The organism is Pseudomonas cremoris (assembly GCF_014230465.1).
The window spans coordinates 74,423-91,903 of record NZ_JAAXCY010000017.1 but is presented as its reverse complement, the minus strand read 5'-3'; the positions used below and the strand labels follow the sequence as shown (position 1 = coordinate 91,903).

Annotated in this window: 3 protein-coding genes; all 3 read right to left on the bottom strand. The window is 64.5% G+C overall.

Annotated elements, in window-relative coordinates; translation table 11 throughout:
• Window positions 1–50 precede the first annotated feature (50 nt).
• From HF257_RS30925 to HF257_RS30915, 3 genes are read right to left on the bottom strand one after another with little or no spacing between them, the layout of a single operon-like run.
• Window positions 51–1,010 (bottom strand): alpha/beta hydrolase, encoded by a 960-nt coding sequence (locus HF257_RS30925; protein WP_185710295.1) that lies wholly within the window; start codon window positions 1,008–1,010, stop codon window positions 51–53.
• 60 nt (window positions 1,011–1,070) lie between these two features.
• Entirely contained in the window at window positions 1,071–9,617 is an 8,547-nt protein-coding gene (locus HF257_RS30920; RefSeq protein WP_185710294.1) for a non-ribosomal peptide synthetase, read from the bottom strand.
• A 13-nt stretch (window positions 9,618–9,630) separates the two neighbouring features.
• A complete protein-coding gene (locus HF257_RS30915; protein ID WP_185710293.1) occupies window positions 9,631–17,481 on the bottom strand; it encodes a non-ribosomal peptide synthetase in 7,851 nt (2,616 codons plus the stop codon).

The window sequence follows — 17,481 nt, the reverse complement described above, 5'->3', positions numbered from 1 at the left end:
ATGGCGAACCTGAATGATCGGGTTCGCCATTTTTTATGCCTATCAAATTTTTAGCCGGCGGTGGTGACTGCCCACTGCAAGGCGCGGCGATAGATATCGTCCACCGAGGCCACAATCCCGCCCATGCGCAAGAAGTCATGGGACAACCCGCGCTCCACCCCCAACGCCACAACGGTCTCGCCCGATGCCAAGGCTTCGGCGTACGCCATCCCTTCATCGAACAACGGATCGTATTGCGCCAGGCTGATATAGGCCGGAGCCTGGGCTGCGGCCAGCGGCGCCAGCAACGGGGAAGCGCGCCAGTCTTGGCGTGCAGCGGCATTGGCGTAATGCTGATAGAACCACTCCAGGGTCTCGCTCTCCAGCAAATAACCCTCGGCATAGGTGCGATGGGAGGTACGTTCGGTGGACATGTCCGTGACCGGATAGAACAGCAATTGCGCCACGGGCTTAAGCGCGATGTCAGCAGGGTGATTGGCGGCGGTAATCGCCAGCACGGCCGCCAACGTGGCACCCGCGCTGTCCCCCGCCACCACCAGCCGCTGTGGGTCCAGGTGCAACTGCCCGGCCTGTGCCTTCAACGCCGACACGCTGTCGAGTGCATCGTGCACCGCCGTAGGGAATGGAAACTCAGGGGCCAGCCGATACGCCGGTGCCAGCACGGCAAACTCACCGCTCAGGGCCAGGCGACGGCAGACCGAATCATGGGAGTCCAGGCTGCCCACTACATAACCGCCGCCGTGGAAGTACAGGATCGTCGGCAAGACCTGATCGGCGCTGGCCGCCAATCGGTAGAGGCGCCCTTCCAGCACACTGCCATCGCGGGTCGGCAGTTGCACGGTGCGCACGGTGATATCCCCCGGCGGGTTGGGATCGAGAATCTGCGAAGTCCGTTCAAAATCGCCACGGCCCTGGGCCAATGGCAACGCGTGCAGGGGTTGGCTTTTGCCGGTCAGCCGGCCGAACTCCGCCAGTTCCAGGAACGCGGACAGGTCAGGGTGTACAGACATGGTGGTTATCCCATTGAAGAAAGACAAAACGGGCGACGTCAGACGACGTCGCCCGTGGGTTCAACCCGCGACAGGGCTGAGTGACGATAGGTATTGCTGCAACTGCGCCAGCAACGCCGGGTGCTTGACGATGGCGTAGTGGTCCGCGCCGATGCGCTCGCTCGACGCCACCGTCAGGCAGGCTTCGAACGCGCGCACCGAAGCGTGGGGCAAATCGGCACGCCACCAGCACAACGCCTGGCTGTGGGTCGCCGGCAACGACGATTGGCGACGGGACAAGGCCTTGAGCCGCAGCCCGACCTGGAACGCCCGCGCCGATTCTTCGCTACCAAAGGTGGCGGAGCCTTGCGCACCCTGCGCCAGACCGGCAAACAGGTCCGTGAGTGTCGCCAGGTCGGGCTCGGCCTGTGGCAAACGTTCTGCAAGAAACGCTGCATCGGTGTGCACGCCCAGGGTTTGGCGCAAGAACGCCGGCATGCCTTCACGCCAATCGCCATCTTCCAGCAACGGCTGCGGTGCCGGAATGAAGCTGTCCACCAGGCCCAGCAACGAAACGCGCTGCCCGTGTTTTTCCAGCTCACTGGCCACCAGCACCGCCAGGGTGCCCCCCAACGACCAGCCCAGCAGACGATACGGCCCGTGGGGCTGTTTTTGGCGGATGTACTGGGCGTAATCAATCGCCATGGAAGCCAGCGAGTCGTCTTCCCAGTGACGGTCGAGCAACATCCGGCATTGCAGGCCATACACACTGCACTGGCCCTCCAGTTGCCGGGCCAGCGGCTCGTAATCGAACACCGTGCCAAACCCGGCATGCAGGCAGAACAACGGCGCTGCCCCGGTGACGCTGGTGTTGAGCAACAGCAGCGGGTCCAGGTCGGCCTCTTGCCCGGCATCGAAGCCGGAAAGCTGAGCAATGGTCGGCTTGGCCAACATGTCACGCAGTTTCAATTCAAACCCGGGGATTGCCTGGCTGCGGACCTTGCTCAACACCTTGAGGGTGCGCAGCGAGTCGCCCCCCAGCTCGAAGAAGTTGTCGGTCACACCCACTGTTTCAAGCTCCAGCACGTCCTGCCAGATCACCGCCAACTGTTGTTCAAGCGTGTTCCGTGGCGCCACGTATTGCTGGCCCTTGAAGTCCGGGTCTGGCAACGCCTGGCGATCCACTTTGCCGCTGGGGTTCAACGGCAGCGCCTGCAACACCAGCAACTGCGCGGGCACCATGTAGTCCGGAAGCTGACGGTGCAGCGCCTGGCGCAACTGTTCGGCCAGGCCGGCCTGGGCGTCTGCCACGACATAACCAATCAATTGCTTGCCGGACGCACAGTCACGCGCCACCACCACGGCGTCACGCACGTCTGGCAGGGTACGCAGGCGCGCCTCGATTTCTCCCAACTCGATACGGAAACCGCGAATCTTCACCTGGTGATCCAACCGGCCGAGGTAATCGAAGACCCCATCGACACGCCGCCGCACCAGGTCGCCGGAGCGATACAGGCGCCCGCCCGCTTCAAATGGGCTGGCCACAAAACGTTCGGCGGTCAGCCCCGGGCGCTGGTGATACCCCCGCGCCAGCCCTTCCCCACCGATGTACAGCTCGCCTGCCACACCGTCAGGCAACGGGTTCAATTGATCGTCCAATACGTACAGGGAGCGGTTGCCAACCTGCACACCAATCGGCGCATACGCGGCCTGACACAGTTGGTCGGCGTCGGCAGTCCACAATAATGGGGTGACCACGGTTTCCGTCGGGCCATAGCCGTTGGTGATCCAGGTCGGGCGCAAGGTGCGCTTGACCTGTTCGAAGGTTTCGTGGGCTACCGCATCGCCACCGAAGCAGTACACCCGCACCGCGGGCGGCGTGTCCTGGCCCTCGGCGTAGTCAGCCAATTGCTTGAGATAGGCCGGCGGGAAACAGGCGATGTTGATCGCCTGCTCGCGCAACACCTGCCAGGTTTCCTCTGCCGTCCACAAGCTGTCGTCGCGCAGGACCAGGCAGCCACCGGCCAACAAGGTGGTGAGCCAACGTTCCTGGGCACCGTCGAAGGCGAACGACATGAACAGCAATTCGCGGGTGGTTGTGTCCATGGCGTAGCGCTGGGCAATCGCCTGGCAATGCATGCTCAACGGGCCCCGCGCCACCGCCACGCCTTTTGGCTTGCCAGTGGAGCCGGAGGTGTAGATCAGATAGGCCAGGTGGTCGGGGTCCATCGGCAACGCCAGGCGGGCATCGGCGTAACGGCTCAAGTCGAGCGTGTCGATATCCAGCACCTGCACCTGCCCGCCCACCGGCAGGCGTTCACGCAGTGCGGCCCGCGTGATCAGCACCGCCATGTTGGAGTCTTCGACGATCCATTGCAGACGCTCCTTCGGGTAGTCGATATCCATCGGCACATACACGCCGCCCGCTTTGTGCACCGCGTAGAGCGTGACGATCATGTCCACCGAGCGATTCAACGCCACACCGACGCGCACTTCCGGGCCCACGCCTTGCTCGCGTAGCAAATGAGCCATGCGGTTCGCGCGTTGTTCCAGTGCCAGGTAGCTCAATTGCTGGTCGCCACACACCACCGCCGGTGCCTCGGGCTGACGCTGCACATGGGCCTCGATACGCTCCAGCAACGACGCAGCCGTCGCCTGCGGTGCATGCAGCACATTGTTGCGGCGCAACTGTTCACGCTGCGGCGCGGTGAGCATGCACAACTGGCCAACCGTGCTGTCGTTCGCATCCAGCATGGCCAACAGCAGCGCCTCGAAACTGCCGCGAATACGCTGCACCGATTCGTCACTGAAGCGGTTACGCAGGTAGAGGAATTCGATCACCAGCGACTCGGTCAGGTTGACCGCCAGGTCCATCGCGTAGTTGGTGACATCGCGGCCCGTGGCGGCGCCGAACTTCAGCGCGCCTTGCTCCATTGCCTGCAGGCGGTCATCCACCGGGTAGTTCTCAAACACAATGATGCTGTCAAACATCGCCCGGCCACTTTGCCCGGCCCAACGCTGGATATCCGCCAGGGACGCATGCTCGTAATCGCGCGCATCCAGGTTGAACGCCTGCAACTGGGCCAGCCATTCGGTGAGCAACTGCTGGGGCTGGGGCGTCTGCACGATGGGCAGGGTGTTGATGAACAGCCCAAGGATTTCATCGGCCTGAGGCAGGCTCGCGGGGCGTCCGGCGACGGTGGCGCCGAAGCACACCGTGGCCTGCCCGGTGTAGCGCTGCAACAGCAGCAACCAGGCAGCCTGGATCAGAGTGTTGGGGGTCACGCGCCAGAGTTGCGCACGCTCGCGCAGGCGGCGGGTCTGGGCCGGGTTCCAGTCCAGGTAAATCGCCTCATGCCCGCCGGGCTGCTCGGTAGGACGCGGGTAGACATTGCCAGCCAGCTCGGTGGGCCCGGTAACGCCTTGCAGCTGGGTACGCCAGAAGCTTTCCAACGCCGCCGAACCCTGGCGTTGCAGCCAGGCGATGTAATCCTGGTAGCGGCTTTGCCGGGTCGCGGCCTGGCCGTTATACGCCTGGAACACCTCGCCCAATAGGCGCGAGCTGCTCCAGCCGTCCATCAGGATGTGGTGACGGGTCCAGATCAGGTGGCAGCGAGACTCGTCCAGCCACACCAGGGTCACGCGCATCAGCGGCGCCTGGAGCATGTCGAAACCTTGGCGACAATCGGCGCTGATCAACTCGGCCAGGTCATCCGGGCCGACTTCACGCTGGCGCCAGTCCACGATGTGGACCGCCGAGGCGGCTTGGCGGCTGACGACCTGCAGCGGCTCCGCCAGCTCGCTGGCGGTCCAGAAACCGGTGCGCAGGATGTCGTGGCACTGCTGCACCTGATCCCAGGCCGCAGCGAAACGCTCGACATCCAGCCCCTGCACCGGCACGCAGGTCTGGTTGATATACAGGTCGCCCTCGCCGGCTTCCAGGCTGTGGTACAGCATGCCCTGCTGCATCGGCGACAACGGGTACATGTCCAGTACATTACGGGCCGGCAACGGCAGGCCGTCGAGTTGCGCCTGGGTGACACGGGCCAGGGGGAAATCGGCAGGCGTCAGGCCCACCACATCAGGCGTCAGGCAGTGCTCGACCAGCGCTTGCAACTCCTGACCATAGTCATCGGCCAACGCCTGGATCACCGCGCTGTCGAACATCGCCCCACTGAAGGTCCAGCCCACATTCAACACGCCACCGTACACTTGGCCGTTGAGGTTCAACAGGTTGCCCAGCGGCGCTTCGCTGTCGCGTTCACTGCCCGCCGCCTCGCTGGACGGCACGAACAGCGCGCCCTGCGCCTGGTCGAAACTGGCATCGAATTGGCCCAGGTAGTTGAACGTCACACACGGCAATGCCTGGCTGCGCAGGCGTTGCTGGTCGGCATCCGTGCCCAGGTAACGCAAGGCGCCAAAGCCCAGGCCCTTGTTGGGCACGGTGCGCAGCTCTTCCTTGATCGCCTTGATGCTCTGCGCCAGGGTGGCGCCCGGCGTGAGGCTGACGGGGTATTTGTGGGTGTACCAGCCGACGGTACGGGTCAGGTCCAGCTCGTCGAACAGGTCTTCGCGACCGTGCCCTTCCAGCATCAGCCCCAGGCTGGCGCGCCCGGTCCAACGGCAGATCACCCGACTCAAGGCCGCCAGCAGCAACTCGTTGATGTGGGTACGGTAGGCCGCTGGCGCTTGCTGCAACAGTTGTCGGGTCAGCACCGGGTCGAGGCGCGTGGTGACGGTGATCGCTTCGCGCATCAGCGCGGCCGGTACGTCGCGGCGCCCTGGTAAATCACTGTGCATCGGCTGCAAACGGGCTTGCCAGTACTCGACTTCCTGGCTCAGCCCACCTTCGCTTGCCAGCGCGTGCAGACGTTCGCTCCACGCCTTGAACGGGCTGGTCTTGGCCGGCAGCCGCAGCGGCTGGCCGCTGTGCAACTGCTCGTAGGCCAACTGCAAGTCTTCAAACAGGATGCGCCACGACACGCCATCCACCACCAGGTGATGCACCGCCAGCAGCAAGCGTTGCCCACCGTCGGGCAAGGTCAGTAATACACCGCGCAGCAAGGGGCCGTTGCGTAGGTCCAGGCTGCACTGGGCACGCTGGTAGATCGCCAGGCATTCGGCTTCGGTGTCGGCCGATTCACACCACAGCAATCCCTCGGGCGATTGCAGGGCTCGATGCTCGGCGCGCCAGCCCTGGGCGTCCTGGTGAAAACCCAGGCGCAGCGCATCATGATGATTCACCAGCGCCTGCAGCACCTGCTCCAACAGCGCGGCCTGCAACGGCCGCTGCGGCGCCAGCAACACCGACTGGTTCCAGTGATGACGTGCCGGAATCGGCGCTTCAAAAAACATCTGCTGGATCGGCAGCAAGCGCAACGGGCCACTGACCGGGCCTTGGTCGATGAGAACTGCGGTGTTGCCGGTCTGTGCCACGCGAGCCAGGCTTTGCACGGTCTGGTGCTCGAACAGGTCCCGTGGCGTGAAGCGAATGCCCGCCTGGCGGGCACGGCTCACCACTTGGATCGAGATGATCGAATCGCCGCCCAGTTCGAAGAAGTTGTCCTGCGCGCCAATCTGCTCGCGCTTGAGCACGTCTTGCCAGACCTGGGCAATCCGCTGCGCCAACTCGCCCTGCGGGGCCTGGTAGCGTTCGGCGGAGTCGAGGGAGACCGGCGCCGGCAGTGCCCGGCGGTCGAGCTTGCCGTTGGCGGTCAGCGGCAGTTGCGCGAGCACCTGCACGTGGGCCGGCACCATGTAGGCCGGCAAGCGCTCGCGCAATTGCGCCAGCAAGCCAGTCACTGGCTCGTCGGAGACCACGTATGCCCATAATTGCGCGCCGCTGTCAGCCATGCCGACCACTACCGCTGCGTCACTGACCCGCGCCAGGCCGCGCAGGCAAGCGGCTACTTCCCCGGGCTCAACCCGATACCCACGGATCTTGACCTGGTCATCGATACGCCCCTGGTACTCGAAAGCCCCCTCGTGCACCCGAACCTGGTCGCCACTGCGGTACAGCCGTGCGCCGTCGCGGGAGAACGGGTCCGGCACGAAGCGTTCCGCCGTGAGCGCCGGCTGACCCAAATAGCCCGCCGCCAAGCCAGTGCCGCCAATATAGAGCTGGCCACTGCCGCCATTGCCCACCCCTTGCAGGCTGGCGTCGAGCACATGGACACACGTGTTGGCCAACGGTGTGCCCAGCGGCACTGTGTCGCCGGTCAAGGGCACCGGTGCCGCCAACACGCCAACGGTGGATTCAGTCGGGCCGTAGTGGTTCATCAGCACACAATCGGGCGCCAGTTGGCGCACGCGATCGCGCAGGCTCGGCGAGCAAGCCTCGCCGCCCAGGATCAGTACCTTGCGCGGCAGCACGGCCGCTGGATGATCAGCACTGAGCAGTGCCGTGAGGTGTGACGGCACGATCTTCAACACATCCACCGCGTGAGTGGCCATGTACGCCGCCATGGCATTGGCGTCCATTGCCAACTGGCTACCGATCAGGTGCAAGGTGCGCCCCGAGCACAACGCGCCAAACAACACGGTGTGCCCCAGGTCGGCGGCCACTGTGGAGATCATCGCCATGCGCGCGCCACTGTCGGCCGGCAAGCGCTGCAGCAGCGCCTGCACATAGTTGGCCAGCGCGCCGTGGCTGACCATCACGCCTTTGGCGGCACCGGTGGAGCCTGAGGTGTAGATCACATACGCAGTCTGCTCCGGCAGTGGCGCCTGCGCTCGCACCGCTGGCAGCGCCTGGGCGGAGCGCTGGTTGACGTCGATCACCGTGAACGCAGCCTCCAGCTGGGCCAGGGACGTGTCCGCCAGCACCACCCGAACATCGCTGTTGTGCAGCAGGTCATGCATGCGCTGAGGCGCGGTGTCCGCTGCCAACGGCAGGTACGCCGCCCCGGCCTTGAACACGCCGAGGATCGCCACCACCAACGCCACCGAACGCTCCAACACCACGCCGACCCGTTCATGGGGGCGTACACCGGCCAGGCGCAAGCGCGCGGCCAGTTCTTCAGCCGCCCGCTCCAGCTCACGGTACGTCAGGGCGCCCTGCTCATCGACGACTGCGAGCGCGTCGGGGGCTTTGTCCACTTGAGCGGCGAACAGCGCCAACACGTCCTGCTCGGCGAACGCCACGGGCTCGCCCACGCCCCACTCGCGCACCTGCAACTGATCGTCGGCATCCAGCGCCGCCAGTGCTTCGATACGTTGTCTTGGGTTCTGCGCGACGGCCGCCAGCAAGCGCTGCCACTGGCCGGCCAAGGTGTCGATCAGCGCGGCGTCGAACAGCTCACGGCTGTAGATGATGTTGGCATCGATGCCTGCCGCGTGTTCGAAGGTATTGAGGGTGAGGTCGAACTTGGCGCTGCGCACCTCGGTCGCCAGGTTCTCGACACGCAACCCGCCGTCCAGCGCCCGCGCCTGGCTTGGTGCGTCATGCTGGTGGTTGAACATCACCTGGAACAACGGTGAATGGCTGAGGCTGCGTTCCGGCTGCAGCGCGTCCACCAATTGCTCGAACGGCAGGTCCTGGAAAGTTTGCGCCTTGAGGGCCGTGTCACGCATCTGGGCCAGCAATTGGCTGAAGGTGTCTTCGCCGCGCACCTGCGCCTTGAGCACCTGGGTGTTGACGAAAAAGCCGATCAGCCCTTCGGTTTCTGCGCGGGTACGGTTGGCCACAGGCACGCCCACGCGTACATCCGAGAGCCCACTGAGTCGGTGCAGCAAGGCCTGGAAACTGGCCAGCAGCAACACAAACAGGGTCACGCCCTCTGCGGCGGCCAGGGCCTTGAGCTGTTCGGTCAACGCCGGGCTCAAGGTGATCCGCGCCTGCCCACCGTCGTGACTGCGTGGCCCCACTGGCACGCGCTGCCCAGGGAGGCGCAGCGGCTGCGGCGTATCCCCCAGGTGCCCAAGCCAATAGGCCAGTTGGTGGTCGCGCTCGCCATTGTCCATCCACTGACGCTGCCAGGCGGCGTAGTCGGCGTACTGGATGGGCAACGCCTTGGGTTGCGGCACCTGCCCACAACTGAACGCCCCATAGGCCGATAGCACCTCATCGACCATCACGCCCATCGACCAGGCGTCAGAGACGATGTGGTGCTGGGTCACCACCAGCACGTAATCATCCTCTGCCACTTGCAACAGCGTGGCGCGCACCAAAGGCCCGGTTGCCAGGTCAAAAGGTTGCGCCATTTGTGCGTCGACAACGCGGCCGAGTGCCTCGGGAGAGGCGTCGGGCAGCGCTTGCACCGTCAGCGATAACGCGGACGGTGGCTGAATTTGCGGGCTCACCCGGCCATCTTCGGCCTCGACGAACACCGTGCGCAGGCTCTCATGCCGGGCCACCAGCGCGTCGAAGCTGCGCTGCAGGGCCGGCACATCCAGCGAGCCGCGCAAGCGAATCGCCAAGGGAATGGTGTACGCACAACTGTGGGGGTCCATTTTCCACAGGAACCACTGGCGTTGCTGAGCGTAGGACAGCAGGAGCGGCTCGTCCTTATCGCGCTGAAACACCGGGGCAATCCCATACAGGTTGATCCCCTTCTGCTTCAGCAGGACGGCCAACGCTTTCCTTTCCGGCACGGAAAGCGCACCTACAGACTCTATTAACTTTTGCACGCCAGCTACCTCGTCAGGAAATCAGTTTCTCAAGCTCTTCAGCAGATAGACGTTTGAGAGCCCCCAACGATTTAGTCAGCTCATCCTCCAGGCTTTGGTGCCCCGATTGCAGGGCGCGTACTTGTTCGCAAAAGGCTTCCAGGTGCGGGGTCTCGAACAGCAACTTGAGCGGCACTTCCACGCCTTGCTGCTGGCGCAGGCGCATCACCACTTGAGTCGCCATCAACGAGTGACCACCCAACTGGAAGAAGTTATCGGCCAAGCCGACCTGTGTGACACCCAGCACCGTTTGCCATACATCGGCAACCGCCTGCTCATGTTCATCCCGAGGCGCCTGGAAAGCGCCGCGCGACAAGGCGAGATCCGGCGCTGGCAACAGCTTGCGGTCGAGTTTGCCGTTGGCACTGAGTGGCATCTGCGCCAACACCACCAGATGCGCCGGCACCATGAACTCCGGCAAATGGCTGCGCAACGCCGCCCGAACCTCCTCGAGCACCAACGCACCGTCGCCCACCAGGTAACCCACCAGCATCTGCTGGGCACCGGTGCCCGTCGCGACCACGACGGCTTCGCGCACCTGGGGATGCTCCACCAGGCGCGCCTCGATTTCACCGAGTTCTATGCGCAAGCCGCGGATTTTGACTTGATGGTCGATACGCCCGGCGTATTCGATTTCACCCGCCTGGCCAAACCGCGCCAGGTCGCCGGTGCGGTACATGCGCTGGCCCGCCACGAACGGGTCCACAACAAAGCGTTCGGCGGTCAACGCTGGGCGCTGGTGATACCCCCGCGCCAGCCCTTCGCCCGCCAGGTACAACTCACCCACCACGCCCACCGGCAACAGTTGCAGGTTGGCGTCCAGCACATAAGTGCGCAGGTTGGCGATCGGGCGGCCGATGGGCACGCTATGACGGTCGTCGTCGCGGCAGGTCCAGTGCGTTACATCGATCGCCGCTTCGGTGGGGCCGTAGAGGTTGTACAAGCCGGCGCCCGGCAAGTGCTTGAAGACCTGCTGCGCCGCTTCCGCCGGCAACGCTTCGCCACTGCAGACAATGCGGGTCAATGACCGGCACGCCTGTACATTCGGGTCCTGCAGGAACACCTGCAGCATCGACGGCACAAAGTGCAACGTGCTGATCTGCTCGCGAGTGATCACCTCGATCAACTGCGTGGGGTCGCGGTGCACACCCGGCGCGGCCATGACCAGGCGGGCACCGGTCAGCAACGGCCAGAAAAACTCCCACACCGACACGTCGAAACTGAACGGGGTCTTTTGCAGCACGCTGTCCGCCGCCGTCAGGCCATAGGCCTCTTGCATCCAGCACAAGCGGTTGGTCAGCGCGCTGTGACGGTTGCCCGCCCCTTTGGGCTGGCCGGTGGAACCGGAGGTATAGATCACGTAGGCCAGGTGTTCGCCCTCCACCGCCACGCCAGGGTTATGCTCGGCACTCCCTGCCAGCGACAACTGGTCGAGCAACAGCCGTTGCACGCCGGCCACCTGCGGCAACGCGTCGGTCAACGCCGAATGGCTCAACAGCCAGCGAATGCCGCTGTCGGCTTGCATATAGGCCAGGCGTTCGGCGGGGTAATCCGGGTCCAACGGCACATACGCGCCGCCCGCCTTGAGCACGGCCAGCAGGCCGACCACCATCTCTACCGAACGCTCCAGCGCAATGCCCACCAGCACATCCGGCCCCACGCCCAAGCCGATCAAGTGATGGGCCAGTCTGTTTGCACGACCGTTCAGCTCGCGATAGCTCAGGTGCTGCGTGCCAGCCGTCAGCGCCACCGCGTCGGGGCTGCGCAGCACCTGCGCTTCGATCAGTTGCTGCACGCTGGACTGCAATGGGTACACGGTTTGTGTGGCGTTCCACTGCTCCAATTGCTGGCGGTATTCCTGCGGGCTCAGCAGTTCCAACTCGCCTACGCAACGCTCACTGGAGCCGCTGCTGATAGCACCAATCAAACGCAGCAGCTGCTCGGCCAAGGCCTGGATGGCGCGCCCATCGAACTCGGCTTCGGCGTACTTGAAGGTCAGCGTCAATTGCGCCCCCGCGTCCACCAGCAAGGTCAGCGGGAAGCTGGTCTGCTCGTGGCCCAGCACCTCGCCGAACTGCAAGCCTGCAGGCGCACCGGCCGCCAGGGCTTCGGACACCGGGTAGTTTTCGAACACCAGCAAGTTATCGAACAGCGCTTCGCCGCTGCGACCGGCCCATCGCTGGATCTCATACAGCGGCGTATGTTCCTGTTCGCGCAGGCTCAGGTTGAGCGCTTGCAAATCCTGCAACCACTCGCCCACCGGCTGGTTGGCCTGGGGCTGGCTGATGACCGGCAAGGTGTTGATGAACAGGCCGATCTGCCCTTCGATGCCGCGCAACTCTGCTGGGCGCCCCGACACGGTGGCGCCAAACGCCACGGCCTGTTGGCCGGTGTAGCGTTGCAGCAGCAATGCCCAGGCCGCCTGGACCAAGGTGTTGAAGGTAATTTTCTGCTGGCGGGCAAAATGGCTCAGCCCTTGAGTGGCAGCCGGATCCAGCGTTCTGCGGTGCTCACCGCGCCCGTTGGTGCCCTCGCCTTGTGCGTGACGCGGGATCGCCGCTGCCAGCAACGTCGGCCCGGACAACGCAGCCGTCTGCTGCTTCCAGAAGGCTTCGCTGGCGTGCATGTCGCGGTCTTGCAGCCAGGCAATGTAATCGCGATAACGACCGGTGTTGGCCGGCGTGAACGTCCCCGCGTAACGCTGCAAGACTTCCCCGAGCAACTGCGCGTTGCTCCAGCCATCCATCAGGATATGGTGGCTGGTGTAGATCAAGTGATAACGGCTATCGGCTGTGCGCAGCAACGCCAGGCGCAGCAGCGGCGCAGTGTCGAGGGCAAACCCGGCCGCCTTTTCCTCTTCGGCAAACCGGGCGAGCCGGTCCGCCTGATCGGTGGCACCGCGCTCGTCGTGGGCGCTGAACGGCAGCACCACCTCATCGAACACCACCTGCACCGGTGTGCCTTGGTCGCCTTGCCAGTAGAAACCGCTGCGCAGTACATCATGGGCCTGCAACGTGGCTTGCCAGGCGTTGCGGAATGCGTCGACATCCAGGCCGTCGATGTCCACCCGCAACTGGTTGATGTAGGCGCCGGAGTCGGCCTCGAGCAAGCCATGGAACAACATGCCCTGCTGCATCGGCGACAGCGGGTACAGGTCGCTGACGTGACGCGGCTCCAGCGGCAACTGGTCGAGTTGCGCCTGGTCCAGGCCGCTCAGGGGAAAGTCTGACGGCGTGAAGCTGCTGTGTTCCGGCTGGCTGCAATGCTCGATCAACTCCAACAGTTGTACGGTAAACGCGTCGGCCAGTTGCTGCACGGTGTCGGCGGCGAACATTGCGCGGCTGAACGTCCACTCCAGGCTCAATTCGCCGCCGTACACCTGGCCATTGATACTCAGCCAGTTGCCCAGCGGGGCGTCGTCACCCTGCTCGGCGCCGGCACTTTCCCTGGCCGGGGCGAACAAGGCAGCGTCGTCGTCAAAACTGCCGTCGAACTGCCCCAGGTAGTTGAAGGTGATGCGTGGCACCGGCAAGCGTGCCAGCGCCGCCTGCTGCTCAGGCGCGCCGAGGTAGCGCAGGATGCCGAAGTCCAAGCCTTTGTTGGGGATGGCTCGCAGTTGTTCCTTGATCGACTTGATCGACGTGCCCAGTGCCGCGTGAGGTGTCAAGCGCGCCGGGAAGGCGCTGGTGAACCAGCCGACCGTGCGGGTCAGGTCAATGTCGGTAAACAGCTCCTCGCGACCGTGCCCCTCCAGTTGTACCCATGCGTGCGGCGCGCCGGTCCAGTGGCAAATTACTCGCGCCAGGGCCGTGAGCAGCAAGTCATTGACCTGCGTGCGGTAGGTGGCGGGAGCCTGCTGCAACAAGCGGCTGGTGTGCTCGCGACCCAGTCGGGTGCTGACGCTGGCAGCGTGCTGCTTGAGCAGGCTGGCCTCGGGATGTTCACACGGCAAATCTGCGCTATCACGGCTTGGCAGGTTCATCCAGTAGGTGGCTGCGGCCTCGCCCGCTGCACTCAGGTGATACGTGCCCAGGCGTTCGGCCCAGGCCTTGAGCGAACTGGTCTTGGCCGGCAACGCGGCGCTGCCCTGGCGATAAGCGGCTTGCAGGTCTTCAAACAGAATCCGCCACGACACGCCGTCCACCACCAGGTGATGCACCACCAACAGCAGTCGCTGGGAGCCGTCCGCCCTGTCGAACAGCACACCACGCACCAGCGGACCCTGTGCGATATCCAGGCTACGCTGGGCCCTTTCACAGGCCTCGAGCAATGCCGCGTCGTCACTCACCGACGCGTGCCAGAGCAACGTCGAGCCGTCGTGGGGGGCACGGTGCTGGGCATGCCAGCCTTGTGCGCCCTCGGCAAAACTCAAGCGTAGCGCGTCGTGGTGATTGACCAACGCAACAAGCGCCCGCTCCAACGCGGCGGCTTCCAAGTGCTGGCGCGGCTGCAACAGTACTGACTGGTTCCAGTGATGACGGTTGGCGACGGCAGACTGGAAAAACATCTGCTGGATCGGCAACAACGCCAACTCACCGCCGACCGGCCCTTGGTCAATCCGCGCCGCAGCCGCGCCCTGCCGCGCAACACTGGCCAGGCCTTGGACGGTCTGGTGCTGGAACAACTCCTTGGGGGTAAAGTCGATGCCCGCCTGGCGTGCCCGGCTCACGACCTGAATCGAGATGATCGAATCACCGCCCAACTCAAAGAAGTTGTCCTGACGCCCGACCTGCTCGCGCTTGAGCACGTCTTGCCAGATCTGCGCGATGCGTTGCTCCATCTCGCCCTGGGGCGCGCTGAAAGTGCCGCCTATGTGCACGGCATCGGGCAATGGCAAGGCTTTGCGATCCAGTTTGCCATTGGGCATCAACGGCAACGCCGACAGCAGCATGATCTGGTTCGGCACCATGTAGGCCGGCAACACCTCGGCGAGCTGCGCCTTGATACGCTCGGGCAAACCGCTGGTGTCGGTGCCATGGGCGACCACATAGGCCACCAATTGCGTGCCCTGTGCCATCTCCTGGGCCAATACCACAGCCTCACGAACGGCCTCTAGCTCGCCGAGACGCGCCTCGATTTCGCCCAACTCGATACGCAGGCCACGCAATTTGAGTTGGTGATCGAGCCGACCGATGTAGTCCAGCACGCCATCGGCGCGGTAGCGCACGCTGTCGCCGCTGCGATACAGGCGTGAGCCCTGGCTGTCGAACGGGTTCGGTACAAAGCGTTCGGCCGTCAGCGCGGCGCGATTGAAGTAACCACGCGCCAGGCAGTCGCCGGTAATGTACAGCTCACCCGCACCACCCACCGGGCACACCGCCAAGCCGTCATTGAGCACATAGGTGCGCACGTTATCCAGTGGCCGACCAATCGCGACGATGTCCTGCGCCGCCTGTGGCGTGGCCACGAAGCTGCAGCTGTCGATGGTGGCTTCGGTGGGGCCGTATAGGTTGATCAGCGTGCCTTGCCATACCGCGTCCAGCTGCGTGACCAGGCTGGCCTTGAGCGCCTCGCCGCCGGCCAACACGTAGTTGAGCGAACGCAATTGGGCCGCGTCCGCCTGCGGCAGAACCCCTTGCAGCAACGAGGGTGCCAATTGCAGCACGCTGATCTGCTGTGCGGCCACCAGCGGCCAGAGGCTGGCCCAGTCCTGGCTCAGGCTCGGCGGGGCCATGACCAATTGCGCATCGCCCATCAATGGCAACCAGAACTCCCATACCGACGCATCGAAGCTGAACGCAGTTTTCTGCAACACGCGATCGGTGGCCGTCAGCGGCAGTTGCCCGCGCATCCATTGCATGTGGTTGCCCAAGGCGCGATGGCGAATCGCAACGCCCTTGGGTTGCCCGGTGGAGCCGGAGGTGTAGATCACATACGCCAGGTGCTCCGGGTCCAGGGCCACGGCTGGCACACCGGGATCCATCGCCGGTGGCGTGCCGGACTCGTCCAGCAGGTGCAGCTGCACACCCGTCAATTCGGGCAGCGTCGGTACCACCGGCGTGTGGCTGAGCAGCAAGCGGATGCCACTGTCGGCAATCATGTAGGCCAGCCGCTGCCGGGGGTAGTCCGGGTCCAGCGGCACGTAGGCGCCCCCCGCGCGGTGCACCGCCAACAGGGCCACGACCATTTCCACGCTGCGCTCGAAGGCCACGCCCACCAGCACGTCCGGGCCCACGCCTTGCTCGATCAACTGGGCTGCGAGGCGGTTGGCGCGCGCGTTCAACTCGGCGCAATCCAGGCTTCGCTCGCCGACGTGCAGCGCCGGCGCCTTAGGATCTCGGCGAGCGACCCACTGGTGAACGAACACCTCGGCGGGAGGCGCGACCTGGGTCTGGTTCCACTGTGTGAGCATGCGCTGTTCTTCATCACGGCCCAGTAGCGGCAGGTCGTCGATGCGCACGTGCGGGGAAGTGCTGAAGGCCTCCAGCAGGTTACGCCAATGCGCCGCCATCGCTTCGACGGTGGCGGCGTCGAACAGGTCCACGGCGTAGGTCATCGAGGCCCACAGGCGCTGGTCATCTTCAAAGGTGTCCAGGTTCAGGTCGAATGGCGCGGCATGGTTGTCCCAGGTCAGGGCTTCGACCCGCAAACCGGTACCCGCGCCTTGGTCGGCTTGCGCCGGACCTTGCACCTGGTGGTTGAACATCACCTGGAACAGCGGGTTGTGGCTCAGGCTGCGCTCGGGCTGCAAGGCTTCTACCAACTGTTCGTAGGGCAGGTCCTGGTAGGCCTGGGCCTGCATTGCCGTGTGCTTGACCTGTCGCAGCAGCTCACTCACGGTTTGGGCGCCATTGACCTCGGTCTTGAGCACCTGGGTGTTGACGAAAAAGCCGATCAGCCGCTCGCACTCGGCACGGTTGCGGCTGGCCACAGGCACGCCGACACGGATATCGGACTGCCCGCTGTAGCGGTACAGCAACACCTGGAATGAAGCGAGCAACAGCATGAACAGCGTCACCCCTTCGCGCCTGCTGGCGTGCTTGAGGGCGTCGGCCAAGGCCGCGTCGATAGCGATGTCGCAGCGCTGCCCACGGTGGCTGCTGATGGCCGGGCGCGGGCGGTCATGCGGTAATTGCAGCAGGGTTTGCTCACCGCCCAGTTGCTCGGTCCAGTACGCCAGTTGCCGCTCGCGCTCGCCGGCTTCCATCCAGCAGCGTTGCCAGATCGCATAGTCGGCATATTGGATAGGCAATGCAGGCAGACTCACAGGGCGCCCTTGGCTGTAGCCCTGATACAGCTCGATCAGTTCGCGCACCATGATTTGCATCGACCAACCATCGGACACGATGTGGTGTTGGGCAATGACCAGCACCTGCTCCTCAGGTGCCAGGTGCAACAACCGAACCCGCAGCAACGGGCCGTTCAACAGGTCGAACGGCTGCTGTAGCGTGGCATCGATGAACGCCTTGATCTGCACCGGGCCGCCATTGGCAACCGTATGCTGCTCGATCACCAGCGGCTGGGCCGGCTGCACCACTTGCGATGCCTCGCCATCCAGGGTTTCGAACACCGTGCGCAGCGCTTCGTGGCGCACTACCAGTTCGCTCAGCGCACGCTCCAGCGCTGCGATATCCAGGGCGCCCCGCAGATGCAGCGCGGCAGGAATATGGTAGGCGCTGCTGTCGGGTTCCAACTGCCACAAAAACCACTGGCGCTGCTGGGCATACGACAACGGCACGCGGGCCTCGTCATGCCGGCTGACCGGTATGGGCAACTGCGCCAGGGTGATGCCTTTGCTACCGAGTTTTTCCAGGAACAGCCGACGCTGGGCCGCTGGCAACTTGATGAATCGCTGAACCAGCGAGGTGTTGTCCAATGCCGCCAT